This window comes from Tistrella mobilis, assembly GCF_039634785.1.
Classification (GTDB): domain Bacteria; phylum Pseudomonadota; class Alphaproteobacteria; order Tistrellales; family Tistrellaceae; genus Tistrella; species Tistrella mobilis.
Genome location: NZ_JBBIAB010000007.1, coordinates 98306 through 114719, shown reverse-complemented (window position 1 = coordinate 114719; position 16414 = coordinate 98306). Strand labels below are relative to the sequence as shown.

The 16414-nt window shown below is 68.8% G+C and carries 14 protein-coding genes and 1 riboswitch; of the genes, 6 read left to right on the top strand and 8 right to left on the bottom strand.

Features of this window, described 5'->3' with window-relative positions; translation table 11 throughout:
• Positions 1–115: 115 nt before the first annotated feature.
• Positions 116–598, bottom strand: a complete 483-nt coding sequence (locus WI697_RS12075; protein WP_062770337.1) for an Lrp/AsnC ligand binding domain-containing protein — start codon at positions 596–598, stop codon at positions 116–118.
• 181 nt (positions 599–779) lie between these two features.
• On the opposite strand from WI697_RS12075, the gene putA reads away from it, so the two are divergent.
• On the top strand, positions 780–3962 hold the full coding sequence (gene putA, locus WI697_RS12070; protein WP_345958630.1) for a bifunctional proline dehydrogenase/L-glutamate gamma-semialdehyde dehydrogenase PutA: 3183 nt from the start codon (positions 780–782) through the stop codon (positions 3960–3962).
• Positions 3963–4040: 78 nt separating this feature from the next.
• Positions 4041–4161: riboswitch (SAM-I-IV-variant riboswitch) on the top strand.
• 41 nt (positions 4162–4202) lie between these two features.
• Positions 4203–5144 carry a homoserine O-succinyltransferase gene (locus WI697_RS12065; protein ID WP_062770343.1) on the top strand — a complete coding sequence of 314 codons (942 nt, stop codon included), beginning with the start codon at positions 4203–4205 and terminating at the stop codon, positions 5142–5144.
• 6 nt (positions 5145–5150) lie between these two features.
• On the opposite strand, the gene WI697_RS12060 is transcribed toward WI697_RS12065, so the two are convergent.
• Entirely contained in the window at positions 5151–5735 is a 585-nt protein-coding gene (locus tag WI697_RS12060; RefSeq protein ID WP_345958629.1) for a TetR/AcrR family transcriptional regulator, read from the bottom strand.
• 189 nt (positions 5736–5924) lie between these two features.
• On the opposite strand from WI697_RS12060, the gene WI697_RS12055 reads away from it, so the two are divergent.
• Positions 5925–7196 carry an MFS transporter gene (locus tag WI697_RS12055; protein ID WP_296707909.1) on the top strand — a complete coding sequence of 424 codons (1272 nt, stop codon included), beginning with the start codon at positions 5925–5927 and terminating at the stop codon, positions 7194–7196.
• 33 nt (positions 7197–7229) lie between these two features.
• On the opposite strand, the gene WI697_RS12050 is transcribed toward WI697_RS12055, so the two are convergent.
• From WI697_RS12050 to WI697_RS12030, 5 genes are all read right to left on the bottom strand, one after another.
• Entirely contained in the window at positions 7230–7814 is a 585-nt protein-coding gene (locus WI697_RS12050) for a peroxiredoxin (RefSeq protein WP_345958628.1), read from the bottom strand.
• Positions 7811–8470 carry a LysE family translocator gene (locus WI697_RS12045; protein WP_345958627.1) on the bottom strand — a complete coding sequence of 220 codons (660 nt, stop codon included), beginning with the start codon at positions 8468–8470 and terminating at the stop codon, positions 7811–7813. The genes WI697_RS12050 and WI697_RS12045 overlap by 4 nt, the downstream gene beginning before the upstream one ends.
• Positions 8467–9291, bottom strand: a complete 825-nt coding sequence (locus WI697_RS12040; protein ID WP_345958626.1) for an FkbM family methyltransferase — start codon at positions 9289–9291, stop codon at positions 8467–8469. The genes WI697_RS12045 and WI697_RS12040 overlap by 4 nt, the downstream gene beginning before the upstream one ends.
• Positions 9288–10034 (bottom strand): methyltransferase domain-containing protein, encoded by a 747-nt coding sequence (locus WI697_RS12035; protein ID WP_345958625.1) that lies wholly within the window; start codon positions 10032–10034, stop codon positions 9288–9290. Before WI697_RS12035 ends, WI697_RS12040 begins: the two co-directional genes overlap by 4 nt.
• Positions 10035–10219: 185 nt before the next feature.
• On the bottom strand, positions 10220–11440 hold the full coding sequence (locus WI697_RS12030; RefSeq protein WP_062770364.1) for an MFS transporter: 1221 nt from the start codon (positions 11438–11440) through the stop codon (positions 10220–10222).
• 200 nt (positions 11441–11640) lie between these two features.
• Between WI697_RS12030 and WI697_RS12025 the strand changes: the two genes are divergently transcribed.
• The 3 genes from WI697_RS12025 to WI697_RS12015 all read left to right on the top strand — a co-directional run bounded on the left by WI697_RS12025 (position 11641) and on the right by WI697_RS12015 (position 15629).
• Positions 11641–12654 carry a nucleoside hydrolase gene (locus tag WI697_RS12025; protein WP_345958624.1) on the top strand — a complete coding sequence of 338 codons (1014 nt, stop codon included), beginning with the start codon at positions 11641–11643 and terminating at the stop codon, positions 12652–12654.
• Between the two features lie 157 nt (positions 12655–12811).
• Positions 12812–15085, top strand: a complete 2274-nt coding sequence (locus WI697_RS12020) for a methyl-accepting chemotaxis protein (protein WP_345958623.1) — start codon at positions 12812–12814, stop codon at positions 15083–15085.
• Positions 15086–15245: 160 nt separating this feature from the next.
• On the top strand, positions 15246–15629 hold the full coding sequence (locus WI697_RS12015; protein ID WP_062770373.1) for a hypothetical protein: 384 nt from the start codon (positions 15246–15248) through the stop codon (positions 15627–15629).
• Between the two features lie 93 nt (positions 15630–15722).
• On the opposite strand, the gene bfr is transcribed toward WI697_RS12015, so the two are convergent.
• On the bottom strand, positions 15723–16205 hold the full coding sequence (gene bfr / locus WI697_RS12010) for a bacterioferritin (RefSeq protein ID WP_062770376.1): 483 nt from the start codon (positions 16203–16205) through the stop codon (positions 15723–15725).
• Positions 16206–16414: the final 209 nt, after the last annotated feature.

Sequence of the window (16414 nt, the reverse complement as noted above, 5' to 3'; positions counted from 1 at the left end):
CCGCGGGCATGCATCCGTCCAGATGGGGCGGCCTGTTGCGGTGCGGAAGTGGCCGCTCTCGTGAACAGGCCGTTTCCGGCGCGTGATAACAGACGTCACATCTCGCGGTCGGGGATCAATCCACCGGCAACCGCGCGTCGGTCTTCACCTCTTCCATCACCACATAGGTATGGGTGGTGCGCACCCCCGGCAGGCTGACCAGGCAGTCGCCCAGGAAGCGGCGATAGGCCGCCATATCGGCCAGCCGCGCCTTGACCAGATAGTCGAAACCACCGGCGACCATATGGCATTCCAGCACATCCGGCTGCTGGCGGATCGCCGCCTTGAAGGCTTCGAACACCGTCTCGTCGGTGCGGTCCAGGCTGACCTCGATATAGACCAGCAGGGCGCGATCCAGCATGGCCGGGTCGAGTTCGGCGCGATAGCCGCGGATATAGCCCGCGCGCTCCAGCCGCCGGACCCGTTCGAGACAGGGTGTGGGGGAGAGATGCACCCGGCGCGACAGCTCGACATTGGTCAGCCGGCCGTCGCTCTGAAGCTCGGTCAGGATGCGCCGGTCGATGCGGTCGAGCGGGCGTTGTGTGGCGTCATCGGTCATTGGCGGATCTCATGCTGCCGGATCGGGGTTCAGGCAAAGAATATAACGCCGCAACCGCCAGAACAGCCGCACATTCTGCCTGCTCACGGGTAATCTCCGGAGATTGCGCCCCATCCGCCCGATCTCTTCCGGTCTGGCTCTGGCGCCCAACCGCGTGCCGCCCCTCCGGAGACGACACATCATGATCCGCGATACCGACGCTCGTCCCTTCGCTCTCACCACCGATGCCGGCCGCCGCCGGATCGCGGAGCTGAACCTCGCCCCCGAGGCCGAGATCACCGCCCGGCTGATCGAGGATGCCCGCCTGCCCGATGGCATGGCCGCGACCGTGCGCAGCCGCGCCGAGGCGCTGGTCGCCAAGGTCCGCGCCGGAGACGAGCCGGCGCGCGGCGTCGAGGCCTTCCTCAAGGAATACGGGCTCGGCACCCGCGAAGGTGTGGTGCTGATGTGCCTGGCCGAAAGCCTGCTGCGCGTGCCCGATGCCGCGACCGCCGACCGGCTGATCCGCGACAAGTTGGGCGAGGCCGATTGGGATGCGCATCTGGGCCGCGCCGACAGCCTGTTCGTGAATGCATCAACCTGGGGGTTGATGCTGACCGGCCGGGTGATCCGGCTGGCGCCCGAGGACGTGGCCGGCGGTGCCTCTTCGGCCATCGGCCGGCTTGTGTCGCGGTCGGGCGCGCCGGTGATCCGCCAGGCCCTGCATGCCGCGATGCGCATGATGGGCAAGCAGTTCGTCCAGGGGCGAAACATTCAGGAAGCGCTGGATCGCGCCCGCACCGGCTGGGCGAAGGGCTGGCGCCACTCTTTCGACATGCTGGGCGAGGCCGCCCGCACCGAGGCCGATGCCACCCGCTATCACGAGGCCTATCTGGCGGCGATCCGCGCGGTCGGCAAGGCGGCCCCGCGGGAGCTGGACGAGATCACCCGTCCCAGCGTGTCGGTGAAGCTGTCGGCGCTGCATCCGCGCTACGAGGCGGCCAAGGATGGCCGGATGCTGAAGGCGCTGGGCGGCCGGCTGGCCGAACTGGCCCGCGAGGCGAAGGCGGTGGGCATCGGGCTCACCATCGATGCCGAAGAGGCCGACCGGCTCGACATCTCGCTCGACCTGCTGGAAGCTGCCGCGGCCGACCCGGCGCTTGCCGGTTGGAACGGTCTGGGGCTGGCGGTCCAGGCCTATCAGAAGCGCGCCCATGCGGTGATCGATCATGTGGTGGACCTGGCCGGCCGCACCGGCCGCATCATCCCCACCCGCCTGGTCAAGGGCGCCTATTGGGACACCGAGATCAAGCGGGCGCAGGAACGCGGCCTCAGCTCCTTCCCGGTCTTCACCCGCAAGGAGGCGACCGACGTTTCCTATCTGGCCTGCGCCCGCCGCATGCTGGCGGCCCGCGACCGGCTCTATCCGATGTTCGCCACGCATAACGCCCATACCGTGGCGGCGATCGACGTGATGGCCGGCAATGACCGCCGCTTCGAATATCAGCGCCTGCACGGCATGGGCGAGCCGCTTTACGAGGCGGCGCTGGGCGATGCGCCGTCGAAGGGCGGCGTCAGCTGCCGGATCTATGCGCCGGTCGGCGCACATGAGGATCTTCTGCCCTATCTGGTCCGGCGCCTGCTCGAGAACGGGGCCAATACCTCGTTCGTGCATCGCCTGGCCGATGAGAGTGTCGCGATCGGCGATCTGGTCGCTGATCCGGTGGCGAAGCTTGCCGGCCGGGCCTCGCGGCCCAACCCGTCGATCCCGCTGCCGGGCGCGATCTACGCCCCCGAACGGCCGAACAGCCAGGGGCTGGATCTGGCCGATCCGCTGGTGGTGCTGGAGCTGGACGCCGCCGTCGCCGCTGCCGCCGCCACGCCCGCCGAGGCCTCGGCGATCGTCGAAGGCCGGGATCGTGGCGGCGCCTTTGCGGAGATCCGCAGCCCCGCCGACCGGTCGGTGGTGGTGGGGCGCGTGGCCGAGGCCGACGATGCCGCGGTCGAGGCGGCGATCACGGCTGCCCGCGCTGCCTGGGGCCGCTGGGATGCGCTGGGCGGGCCCGCCCGCGCCACCGTGCTGGAGGCGATCGCCGACCGCTATTGGGAAGACCGCCACCGCGCCTTCGCGATCCTGATCCGCGAGGCCGGCAAGACCTGGCCCGACGCCCTGGCCGAGATCCGCGAGGCGATCGATTTTCTGCGCTACTACGCCGCCCGGGCGCGCGCCGATTTCGCCGGCCCCGTCACCCTGCCCGGACCGGTGGGCGAGAGCAACGAGATCCGGCTTGCGGGGCGCGGCGTCTTTGCCTGCATCTCGCCCTGGAACTTCCCGCTCGCGATCTTCACGGGCCAGGTCTCGGCGGCGCTGGCCGCCGGCAATGCGGTGCTGGCCAAGCCTGCCGAGCAGACGCCCCTGATCGCCGCCTGGGCGGTGCGTCACATGCTGGCGGCCGGCGTGCCGGCCGGCGCCATCGCGCTGCTGCCCGGCGACGGCGCCCGGGTGGGGGCCAAGCTGGTCGCCGACGACCGGATCGCCGGCATCGCCTTCACCGGCTCGACCGAGACCGCAAAGCTGATCAACCGCGGCCTTGCGGGGCGTGACGGGCCGATCGTGCCGCTGATCGCCGAGACCGGCGGGCTCAACGCCATGATCGTCGACAGTTCGGCGCTGCCCGAACAGGTGGTGGCGGATGTGCTGACCTCGGCCTTCGGCTCTGCCGGCCAGCGCTGTTCGGCGCTGCGCCTGCTGTGTGTGCAGAAGGATGTCGCCGACCGGATCGAGACCATGCTCGCCGGCGCCATGGCGGTGATGGAGGTGGGCGACCCGATGCGGCTTGCGACCGATGTCGGGCCGGTGATCGATGCCGAGGCGCTGGACGGGCTGAAGGCCCATCTGGCGGCGCTGAAGGCGGCCGGCCAGACGAAGATCGCCGAGGCACCGCTGCCGGCCAGGGCCGAAGCCGGGACCTTCCTCGCCCCGACCGCCTGGCGGATCGACAGCCCCGACCGCCTGACCCGCGAGGTCTTCGGGCCGGTGCTCCATATCTGGCGCTACGAGGCGCGTGATCTGGAAGCCGTGGTGCAGCGGATCAATGCCTATGGCTATGGGCTGACCATGGGCGTGCACAGCCGCATCGACCGGACGGTGCGCCGGGTGGCGGAGCTGGCCCGGGTGGGCAATCTCTACGTCAACCGCAGCATGATCGGGGCGGTGGTCGGCACCCAGCCCTTCGGCGGCGAGGGGCTGTCGGGCACCGGCCCCAAGGCCGGGGGACCGCGCTATCTGCATCGGTTTGCGGTCGAGCGCGTGCTGTCGGTCAACACCGCCGCGGCCGGCGGCGACACCCGGCTGATGACCACCATCGCCGATGGCGGCGACTGAAGCGACGGGCAGTCCCACCCGCTTCGCAGCGGCGCGCATGGCGGCCATTGCGGAGCGGGTGCGATGGCCTTATGATCCGCGCCACATCAAGAGTTGGGGCGACGCCCAACGCCAACCTGCCGCATCCGGGCAAGGTGGCACTCCCGGTGATCCCTGTGATCGGGAAGATGTGGCCGAGCCGGCAATCAAACGGATCACGCCACCGCGTCCGCCCCTGACATGCCGAGTGGGGACGCGCCGATGCCGATCAAGATTCCTGACGATTTGCCCGCCCGCCGCACATTGGAAGCGGAAGGGGTGATGGTGATGGGCGAGACCGACGCGGTCCGCCAGGACATCCGCCCGCTGCGCATCGGTCTGCTCAACCTCATGCCCAACAAGATCCGGACCGAGACCCAGTTCGCCCGGCTGCTCGGCTCCACGCCGCTGCAGGTGGAGCTGACCCTGGTCAAGATCACCGATCATGTCTCGCGCCACACCGCCACCGACCATATGTCGGCCTTCTACCGGCCCTGGGCCGAGGTTGCGACCGAACGCTTCGACGGGTTCGTGATTACCGGTGCGCCGGTGGAGCGGCTGCGCTTCGAAGAGGTCACCTACTGGGACGAGCTGCGCCGGATCCTCGACTGGACCCAGACCAATGTTCATCGCAACCTGACGATCTGCTGGGGCGCGCAGGCGGCGGTGCATCACTTCCACGGCATGGCCAAATACGACCTGCCCGCCAAGGCCTTCGGGCTTTATGCCCACCGGGTGCTGGCGCCGGCCTCGCCCTGGCTGCGCGGCTTTCCGGACATCTTCACCACGCCGGTCTCGCGCTGGACCGAGGTGCGGGCCGAGGATGTGCCCGCTTCGAGCGGCATGACCGTGTTGGCCGAAAGCGATCAGACCGGTCTCTGTCTGCTCGACGACCCGGCCCACCGGGCGCTGCACATGTTCAACCATCTGGAATACGACACGGTCTCGCTGGCGGAAGAATATCACCGGGACGTCGCGGCCGAGGTGCCGGTGACCCTGCCGGTCGGCTATTTCCCCGGCGACGATCCCGGCCGTCTGCCTCACAATCTCTGGCGCGGCCATGCCCATCTGCTGATCGGCAACTGGATCAACGAGATTTACCAGACCACCCCCTTCGATCTGGGGCGGATCGGAATCGAGGATCACGTGCCCTCCGGCCGGTGACGACGGTCAGGTCCGGGGAAGCTTCGTGATCTCGTCGCGCACTGCGGCCAGGATCTCGTCCGAGAGGGCGCGGTCACTGGCCTCGGTGGCGCGGGCAAGTGCCAGACCGCCGACCAGGGCCGACATCACCAGGATCGCCCGGTTGCGATCGCTCTCGGTTCCGGCCAGTGCCGGGAAGCGCGCCGCCAGGGTGTCGATGAAACGGTCGACACCCTCGGCATAGCTCGTCTGTACGCCGGGCTCCTGCCGCGGCACGTCGGTCGCCAATGCCGCGATCGGGCAGCCGATGTCGCGACGGCTGCGATGGGTGTCGGACAGATAGGTCTCGACAAAGCGGCCGAGATCGCGGCCCGCCTGGTCGCGCCCCGCCTCCAGCCGCTCGATCGTGTCGCCGAAGGCCTTGCCGCAGGCTTCGGCGGCAAGTGCGTCCTTGGATGCGAAATGGCCGTAGAAGCCGCCATGGGTGAGCCCGGCGGCCTTCATGATCTCGGCCACGCCGACACCATCGAAGCCGCGCTCGCGAAACAGCCGACCGGCCGCCTTCACGATGGCGGCCCGGTTGGCGGCCGCCTGTTCCCTGGTCACCTTCACCGCTTTGGCCCCCTTTCTTCCGCACGTCGATCGGTCGCGCATGCATCGATCTGCTCTTGACGGCGGGTATGACGTTCATCATCAATAAAACATGATGGCCGTCATCATAAACCGAACGCCGTTGGGCGGCAATGCGGCGGTGGACGGCAGGGCAGCCGACGGCTGCCGGGCCTGGGCAGGAGCGGACGAATGGCATCGACGGTGATCGCGGCGGCCCTTGCCCGCCGGCGGATCCATTACGGCTGGGTGGTCGCGGGCACGACCTTTCTCACCATGCTGGTGGCGGCAGGGGCGGTGGGCGCGCCCGGCGTGCTGCTGTTGCCGTTGCAGCGGGATTTCGGCTGGCAGACATCCGAGATTTCCGGCGCCATGGCGATCCGCCTGCTGCTGTTCGGCCTGATGGGGCCGTTTGCAGCCGCGCTGATCAACCGCTTCGGCGTCCGGCGCATGGTGCTGGCGTCGCTGTCCACCGTGGGCGGCGGGCTGGCGCTCTCGCTGGCGATGACCGAACTCTGGCAGTTGATCCTGCTCTGGGGCGTGGTTGTCGGCATCGGCACCGGCATGATCGCCATGGTGCTGGGGGCGACGGTCGCGACCCGCTGGTTCGTGAAGCGGCGCGGCCTGGTGATCGGCCTGCTGACCGCCTCCACCGCCACCGGCCAGCTGGTGTTCATGCCGCTGATCGCCTGGATCGCCGACGGCATGGGCTGGCGCCCCGCGGTGATGCTGCTCTGCGGATTGATGGCGCTGGCGGCGATCCTGGCCCTGATCCTGCTCCGCGACCGCCCGTCCGATCTGGGCCTGCCGGCCTATGGCGAGACCGAGGTGATGCCGCCGCCGGCAGGCCCGGCTGGCGCCTCGGTCGCCCTGGCGGCCATCGGCGCGCTTAAGGATGCGGCACGGACCAGGGTCTTCTGGGTGCTGTTCCTGACCTTCTTCATCTGCGGCGCCAGCACCAATGGCCTGGTTCAGACCCATCTGGTACCGCTCTGTGTCGATTTCGGCGTGGCCGAGGTCAGGGCCGCCGGGTTGCTGGCCCTGATGGGCATCTTCGATTTCATCGGCACGGTGCTGTCCGGCTGGCTGTCGGATCGCTACGACAACCGCAAGCTGTTGTTCTGGTATTATGGCCTGCGCGGGCTGTCGCTGGTCTTCCTGCCCTATTCGGATTTCACCCTCTACGGCCTGTCGCTGTTCGCGATGTTCTATGGTCTCGACTGGGTGGCGACGGTGCCGCCGACCATCAAACTCACCGCCGACCGCTTCGGCCGGGAGCGGGCGCCGATGGTCTTCGGCTGGATCTTCGCCGGCCACCAGATCGGCGCCGCCACCGCGGCCTTCGGCGCCGGGCTGTCGCGGAGCGAACTCGGCACCTATCTGCCGGCCTTCTTCGCCGCCGGTATCCTGTGCTTCCTGGCGGCCGGTGCGGTTCGCACGCTCCGGCCGCCGGTCAGGGGTTGACAGGTGTGGGGCTGAAGGGTGTGGGGCTGGCCGTCAGCGCCGGCGCAGCCAGTCCAGCACATCGCCCGCATTCCGGTCGGGCGGGAAGACCGGATAGAACACCTGCTGCACCACAGCATCGCGGGTGATCAGGGTCAGCCGGCGGATCAGCCGGTGCCCGCCCACCTCCATCACCGGCAGGTTCAGCGCCCGGGTCACCTGCAGATCTGCGTCCGACAGCAGCGGGAAGGGCAGGTGCAGCCGCTCTGCCGCCTCGCGCTGCCAGGCGGTGTCCTGGGTGGAGATGCCATAGAGCGCGGAGACCCCGGCCTCGGCCAGCTCGGCGGCATGGTCGCGGAAGGCGCAGGACTGCGGCGTGCAGCCGCGGGCACCAGGGATCATGTCCCAGCCCTCGGGCAGGGGCTGATCCGGCCGGCCGGTCATCGGATAGAAATAGAGCACGCTCCAGCCGGCGAGATCGGCCAGACGGACGGTGCCGCCCGCGGTCGAGGGCAGGGCCAGATCCGGCAGACGGGCACCGGTCAGATGTGCGGCGGCACCGTCATCGACGGGGGCCGGGATGCTGCTCCAGTCGACACTGGTCAAAGAGGGCTGATTGGCGGGGGAGGGGGCGGTCACAGGGCACTCCATGCAAGTGTGGTGGCAAAGCCGATCAGCGCGCCGCCGAAGACGAAATCGACCCAGCCATTGGAGGCATCGACCGCCCGGGCGATCACGCCCGATCGGGCGAGGATCGCGAAACACGACCAGAACAGGGCCGATTGCAGGATCAGCTGGCCGCCGAAGACCGCAAGGGCTGCACGCGGCAGATCGGGGGTGGCGACCTGCGAGAAGATGCTGACATAGAAGATCGCGATCTTGGGGTTGAGCAGGTTGACCAGATAGCCGTCGCGAAACAGCGCCGCCGGCGAGCGACGCTGCGGCGGGGGCGGGACCGGGGCTGCCGCAGCGCGTGCCGCGCGGCGGTGGCGCATCTTGGTGACCGCGGCCATCAGATTGCGGATGCCGAGCCAGACCAGATAGGCGGCGCCGCCCAACGCCAGGGCCAGGCCGAGGGCGGGGGAGGCGGCGATCACCGCCGCCACCCCCGCCATCATCAGCGCGACATTGGTGACCGTCGCCCCGACGATGCCCGAGACCAGCGGCGCCATCGGCCCCATGCGGGGTTCGGCGCCGTGCCGCAGCACGATCAGCGCGGTCGGCCCGGGGGAGAGCATGGCGGCGAGATGCACCACCGCCAGCAGCATCACCGATCCGAACAGCTGTGCGGTCAAGGTCGGAAGGTCCCGGGACGGGTGGCCAGGATCAGCCGTTCGCGATCGATCTGCGCCTGGGTCCAGAGCGCGGGATCGACGAAGCGCCGCCGGGTTTCCCCGGTCAGCGGCACCGGCAGTGCGGTATCGGTATCGCGGAAGTCGCGGATCTCGAACACCTCGAGCCCGGCGCCTTCCAGCCGCCCCAGCATGCCTTCATAGTCGTGGCCGCCGACCAGCAGATGATGGGCATGCACCTCGATCAGCACGGCCCGAAGGTCGATGCCGGGCAGGCTGCCGGCCAGGCAGGCGGTCATGCCGGCCAGAACCACCCCCTCGGCACCGTGCACGTCGATCTTCACCACCAGCGGTCCGGCGGGCAGGTCGCAGGCCAGATCGTCGAAGCGCCGGCCGGGCACGATGATCGCGTCCGGCGTGTCGGGGGCGACGATGGTCCGGCCACGGAAATGCAGGCTGTCGCCGGTGTCGTTGAGCGCCAGACAATGGGCGCGGCCGGGTTCCCTGGTGGCATGGACATCTCCGGCGCGGCGGATGTTTCCGGCCAGCACCTCGAAAGCCTGCGGGTTGGGCTCGAAAGCCTCCACCCGCCAGCCTGGATAGCGGGCGGCGACGAGGCAGGGGTAATAGCCGTGCAGCGCGCCGACATCGCAGAAGGTGGCGGCCGGCAGCCTGTCCGCGATCCGGTCGAGCAGATCGACCACGGCGGGTTCATAGCCGATGGCCGAGAAGGTTTCGCGCGCCACGGTGTCGCCCGGATCGTGGAGGGCGAAGCTGGTACCGCGCACCGCGAAACGGGTCAGGGGCAGGGACATGTCGGTCATTTGATCGCGAGCCACCCTTCGAAGCAGAGATATTTCTGGACCGTGATGATGTCGGTGAACCCGGCCCGGCGCATGAAGTCGACATTCGCCTCGGAGGTGAAGGGCTCCATCTTGCCCTTCAGGCTCAGGCTTTTGGCCAGGACCTCGTGATGGTCGTAACCGTTGGCGAGCTTGAATTCGTTGTAGAGCGTGGTGAAGGCATCCTGGAAACGGGCGTCGTTGGCCCGCACCTTCTCGAACAGGATGAAGGCGCCGCCCCAGTCGAGGGCGTCCCAGATCCGGTCGAACAGCGCCTGCCGATGTTTGGGCGGGATGAACTGCACCGTGTAATGGGCGGTGATCAGGTCCGAGCGTTCGAAGGCGAAGCGCTCCGCCCGGGCGGTCTGGAAGAACATGTTCGGCATGTCGGCATGGACCTGCCGGGCATGGGCGATCATGTCGGGTTCCACGTCCAGCCCGATGAAGCGGGTGTCGGCGAGGTCGCCATGGCGTGCCGCCAGCCGGCGCAGCAGGGTGCCGGTGGAGGTGCCGATCTCGTAGACGGTGGACCCCGCCCGGACGAAATAGTCCGAAAGCCTGGCCGTCAGATCATGGCCGCTGTCGTAAAGCGGCACGGATCGGGAGACATGGCCGTCGAACTTGCCGGCGACATCGCCGGCAAAGCTCCAACGGGCCGGTGCAACGGCAATACCGTCACCGGCGGCCAGCTCCACGATCCGGGATGTCTCCGGTGTCGCGGTCATCAGTGGTCTCCGTGCGGCGCGGACCGGTGGCGTGGCCGCGCGGCGGATGGAACTGCCCCCTGCCTTTTCGCCAGCAGAAGATTCCACGGAGATGCTTCTTTTTCAATCCAAAATTCTACTGATGATTTCTTTATGGAAAAGAAAAACGCCCGGATGGTTCATCCGGGCGTTGTGGCGCATGACGATCAGACGCCTATGGCGCGCGGGCGAGTGCCTTCCATGGCCCAGAGCCAGGCCAGGGCACAGGCCGTCAGCGCCACCGGCGGCAGGGCCGAGAGGGTGAGCGTGGCCCAGTCGAAGCGCTCGATGAGCTGGCCCGAGAAAAAGGCCGAGAGCGCCACCAGCCCGAAGACCAGGAAATCATTGGCAGCCTGACCCGGGCCCCGTTCGGCCGGCAGCAGCGACAGCGATACCAGGGTGGTGGCACCGACGAACAGGGCCGACCAGCCGAGGCCGAGCAGGGTGAGGCTGATCCTGAAATGCCAGACGCTGATCCCTGAGGCGCCGACGCCGATCGCCATCGCCATCAGCAGGCAGCCGGCCAGCATCATCGGCATCAGGCCGAAACGTTCGATCAGCCGGCCGACGATCAGCGCCGGGGCGAACATGCCGAGCACATGCCATTGGATGACCTGGGCGGTGGAGGTGAAATCCAGCCCGCAGGCGACCATCGCCAGCGGTGTTGCGGTCATCAGCAGGTTCATCACCGTATAGGCGGTGATGCCGGCCAGGATCGCGATCACGAAACGCGGCCGCCGGAAGGCGGCGCCCAGCCCGCCCGAGAGCGATTTGACCGTGCCGGCCGGCTTGCGCAGGTCCAGGGCCAGGGCGGCAATCAGCATCAGAACCGCGGCACCGGCGATCACCAGATAGGTGCCGAGGAAGGGATAGGGCGATATCGCGTCGCGTGATGCGCCGGCCAGCGTGGGGCCGACCAGGGCGGCGAGCAGCCCGCCCGAGATGACGAAGGCGATCGCCCGCGCCTCGCCGCCGCGTGGCGCGGCCTCGCCCGCCGCATGGCGCAGGAAGACGCTGAAGCCGTTCGACATGCCGACCAGAACCATGGCGGCACAGAGCAGCAGGAAGCTCGCCATGGCGATGGCGACGGCCGCGAGCAGCGCCCCGGCGATGCCGAGACAGGCGCCGAGCGCAAAGCCCGCCCGCCGGCCCTGCCGCGCCATCAGCATCGAGGCCGGGATGGTGGTGGCGGTATTGGCGATGAAGGTCAGCGCGAAGGGCAGGGTGGCCAGGCTCTTGTCTTCGGCCAGCATATGGCCGGCGAGGGCCGATACCGTCACCAGCAGCATGGTCATGATGGTGTAGAAGCCCTGCGACAGGGACAGCAGTGCAATGGCGCGGCGGCTGCCGCCCGGCGCACGGGCCGGGTCGGTGACGGTGGCGGTCATGGGGGTGGGAACTCCGCATCCTTCTGGTCCGGGATGTGCCCCGCATCAGCCGGCGGGCCCGGGGTGTTTTCACCATCCTGACCTGTTGAAACCGCCGCGTCCATATCGCGTGGCGTCCATATCGTGTATCGGACCTCTTCCCCCCCGGGTATCGGACATGTCACTCTGTCGGCCCCGAACGCCATTTGAAAGCCGTGCCCATGACCGCTGTCGCCGTGCCGCCCACCATCATCGACTGCGACCCGGGCGTTGACGACGCCCATGCCCTGTTCGCGGCGATCGGTGCCCGGCACCTCAGCGGCCTCGAGGCGGTGACGGTGGTCGCGGGCAATGTCGCGCTCCGTCACACCCGGCGCAATGCGCTGCGGATCCGCGAGGCGGCCGGGCTGGATGCCGCAGCGCTTCCGGTCTATGCCGGCTGCCCCGGGCCGATGATCGGCGCCCTGACCGACGCCGCCGACGTCCACGGTGCCGACGGTCTGGACGGCGCCGGCCTGCCCGAGCCGCAGGGAGAGGTGGAACCGGTCCATGCGGTGACCTTTCTGATCGACCGGCTGCGGCGGGCGGCGGCAGAGGGCCGCCGGGTCCGGCTGGTGACGCTGGGGCCGCTGACAAATCTGGCGACGGCGCTGATCATGGCGCCCGACATCGCAGACGGGCTGCTGGAGGTGCGCGCCATGATCGGCAGTGCCGGGCGCGGCAACATCACCCCTGCGGCCGAATTCAACGCCTATGTCGATCCCGAGGCGCTGGAACGGGTGGCGGCCACCCTGGATGCGGCCGGTGCCGACGGCGTGCCGTTCTACGTTTACGGGCTGACGCTCACCCATACCGTCACCGCCGATCGTGCCGAGATCGCCCGATATGCCGCCCTCGACAGCCGGGCGGGGCGGGCCGTCGCCGGCATGCTGGGGGCCTATCTCGACCGGCACCGGGTGGCGCCGCTGCCCGGGATGGGCGGCGCGCCCGCCGACGAGGCGCCTCTGCACGATCCTTGCGTCATCGCCGATCTGCTGGCGCCGGGGGCCGTTAGGGCGGTATCGGGGCGATTGCGGGTCGTCCTCCACGGGCCGGCGCGGGGGCAGACGCTCGCCTCTTTCGATGCCGGGGACGAGGTCGGGGCCGGATCGCGGGTGATCTGGATGGTCGAGGGCGATGCCGGCCGCTTGCGCGCCGCGCTTTTCTCTGCTGTGGCCGGCCTCGGCGACGGCTGATCATCGTCTGGCGTTAACGGACCGATAAGTTTCATCCCTTAATGATGTTGTCATGAAGGTCCATGCGACGGCCGGGCCGGGGGGGCTCCGACCGTCGCATGCCGCGGGCAGGACGCGGAAACGACAAAGAAGAACGATCAGGGGAGGTTGGGACGACATGAGCGAGCATGACCAGCAGGCCACCGGTGCGGGAGCCGATGTCACGACCACGCCGGCACCGGAAACCGGCCGTCGCCGACGTTTCCGGCGCCGCCGGGCCGAGGGGCCCCGCGGCCGGGACGTCCGGCGCCCCGGGCGGCTGGGCCGGATCGGGCTTGGGCCGAAGCTGTTCCTGGCCTTTGCGGTGGTGTCGATCCTGGCCGTCGTGGCGAGCGGTGTCGCCTGGATCTCTTACGGTCGGGTGGAGCGTGGCTTCGAGGAGGTGCAGGAACAGGGCGTGCGGCCGCTGACCGCGGCACTGCGTCTTGCCCGGCAGGCGGAGGTGCTGGCGGCCTCGGCCCCGGCTGTCGCCAGTGCCGGCTCGGCCGAGGCGCTCGACAAGGAACGCCAGGCGATCACCTCCGCGATCGGCGGCATGCGCGGCGATCTTGCCGCCCTGCAATCGGCCGGGCTGGATGCCGGCCTGGTCGGCATGGTCGGCGAGGATGTCGACGCCCTGATCGCCCGGCTCGATGAACTGCTCAAGGCGGTTGAAGAGCGCTATGCGCTGACCGCCCGGCGTGAAGCCGCCATCCGCGACCTGGCCGGTGCACGCGACACCTATCTGGCGGCCATCTCTCCGGGGGCGCAGCGGATCTCCCAGGACTTCCGCAACAAGGCGGAGGCGACCGCCGGCATGTTCGAGTTCGGCATGCTGCAGGAGGCGGTCTATGATCTGACCAGCCGGCAGCTGCCGGCCCTTCAGCTCAGCATCCAGCTGCGCGGTGACATCGCGGCCGCCCAGGGCATCGTTGCCGAGACCGCGACCATCACCAACGCCACACATCTGGAACGGCTGCGTCAGCGGCTTCAGGCGGCCGCCTATGCGCTCGATCGCGACACCAAGGCCCTGGACGAGCGGGTGAACAAGGGCCCCCTGCTCGAGGCGGTGACACGCTTCTCCCAGGCGGCGACGCCCGGCGACAAAAACAATGTCTTCGAGATGCGCGTGGCGGAAATCACGGCGCTGACCCAGGTCGACCAGCGTCTGCAGGCCGCCCGCGAGGCCGGCCAGCTGCTGGCGGAAGATGTCGACGGGCTGGTCTTCCAGACCTCGGGCGCCATCGCCGAGGTGCGCAGCCGCACGACCGAAGACCTGGCCCGCAGCCGGACGGTTTTGCTCGCGCTTGCCGGTGCGAGCGTCGCGGTCTCGCTGCTGATCGCGCTCGGCTATGTCGGCCGGCGGGTCATCGGCCGCTTGCGGCGTCTGGAGCGGGCGATGCGTTCGGTCGCGGCCGGCGACCTGACGGTGGAACTGCCGCCGGCGGGCGGCGACGAGATCGGCCGGATGACCGAGGCCCTGCAGGTCTTCCGCGACACCACCGCCGAGGTCGAGGCGGCCAAGGCCCGCGCGGCGGCAGAGGAAGAGCGGCAGCGGGAAATCCGGCGCAGGGAAATGCTCGATCTGGCCGCCACTTTCGAGGCCGAGGTCAAGGGCGTGGTCGACCAGCTGGCAGAGGCGGTTTCGGCGCTGGGTGCCAGTTCGTCGGAGCTGACCGCAGCTGCGGCCCGGGGCGACGAGCGTGCCCAGACCGTCGCGGCGGCCAGTGAAGAGGCGGAACGCAACGCCGAGACGGTCTCCGATGCCACCCGCCAGCTCTCGGGTGCGGTTGCCGAGATCGGCAATCAGGTCCAGGAGGCATCGACCATCGCCCGGGGTGCGGTCGCCCAGGTCGAGCGTACCGACACCACGGTCGAGGAGCTGGGCAAGGCCAGCGAGGAGATCAGCGAGGTGGTGCGGCTGATCGGCGAGATCGCCGGCCAGACCAATCTGCTGGCCCTGAACGCGACCATCGAGGCGGCGCGTGCCGGCGAGGCCGGCAAGGGCTTTGCGGTGGTGGCGGGCGAGGTGAAGACCCTGGCGGCCGAAACCGCCAAGGCGACCGGTCGGATCAGCCAGCGGGTGGAAGCGATCCAGAACCGCACCGGAGAGGCGGTCCAGGCGATCCGCGACGTGCGTGACACGATCCTGCGGCTGAACGAGATTGCGAGTGCCATCGCGGCCGCCGTCGAGCAGCAGGGCAGTTCCACCCAGGAGATCGCCCGCAGCGTGGCCGAGCTGAGTGCCGGGTCCCGCGAGGTGTCGACATCGATCGCCGATGTCGCCGATGCCAGCCGCCGCACGTCGGAAGGGGCGGATCAGGTGCGGCATGCCGCCGATGCGCTGGGCGCGGCCTCCCGCAATCTCGACGGGTCGATGAGCGGCTTCCTGGATCGTCTGCGCAGCGCCTGATGGCCGATGGGTGCGGGGGGGTATGTCGTCGGGCGCGGATATCCCCTCGCATCTTTCCCGTCAATCATGCCTTTCCCTCATACAACCGTCGCCCCATTTTTATAGGAATGGGCCCTTCCATATCCGGGGCCGGCAGATCCACCGGAATGGGAGGCCCCACATGACCGAGGATGGCGCGAAGATCGTTGAACTCGGCCGGCATCGCGGTGAGCGCGTGCCGATGCCGCCGAAGGATGCGGTGCGTGGGGCTGCACCGGTGGTGGTTGCTTTCGATCGCCGGCAGCGTGCGGTCGACCGGCTGTCGCGGGCGCTGGAGGCGATCGATGCCGCCGGTGCCGATCTTGCCGCCGCGCGGGGGGCGCTGGATCATCAGCACCGGCGCCTCGACGATCAGCGCGGCCAGCTGGCCCGGCATGTCGAGCGGCTGGGCGGGATCGCAGACGACCTGAACCGCCGCGCCGCACGCCTGCGTGAGATCGAGGCCGAGACCGACCGTGCCATCGCGATGGTCAACGAGGGCCGGTGGGTGGATCCGCAGGGATGAACCGGCGGGATTACCGGCAAGGCTTCAAGCAGAAGGGCCGGCAGTGAAAACTGCCGGCCCTTCCGTTGATCAACGCTGTCGGCGCGGCCCGGATCAGGGCTCCTCGATCTCGCCGGCCGCGGTCTGGAGATAGTTCTGCAGGCCGAGCTGATCGACCAGGCCCAGCTGGGTCTCCAGCCAGTCGATATGCTCTTCCTCGCTCTTCAGAATCTCGCGCAGCAGATCGCGCGTGACGAAATCGGCCTTGGTCTCGCAATCGGCGATGGCGACGCGCAGGTCGCCGACGGCCTTCATCTCCAGATCCAGATCGGCCTGGAGCATTTCGGGCACGGTCTCGCCGATGTGCAGCTTGCCCAGATCCTGAAGGTTGGGCAGACCTTCCAGGAACAGGATCCGCTCAATCACCTTATCGGCGTGCTTCATCTCGTCGATCGACTCGTGGTATTCCACGTGACCGAGCTTGCGATAGCCCCAGTCCTTCAGCATCCGGGCGTGAAGGAAATACTGGTTGATGGCGGTGAGTTCGTTCTTCAGCACCGTGTTGAGGTGCTTGATGATCTTCGGATCGCCCTTCATGGCCGTCTCGTCCTCGTTCTCGTGACCCGATGCCGGCTGCAGGGGAAGGCGCCGGCTTTGAACGAGACTATAGCCACAACTCTGTCCCGCGGCCAGTGCGGACAGGCTGGAATTCTTCAAAAAATCGTGGAATTACTTGAGTTTGCGTCGCAGCTTCGAGCTTTTCTTGAGTTTGCGTCGCAACTGCGCGATCGAAGCCTGAGAGTGAT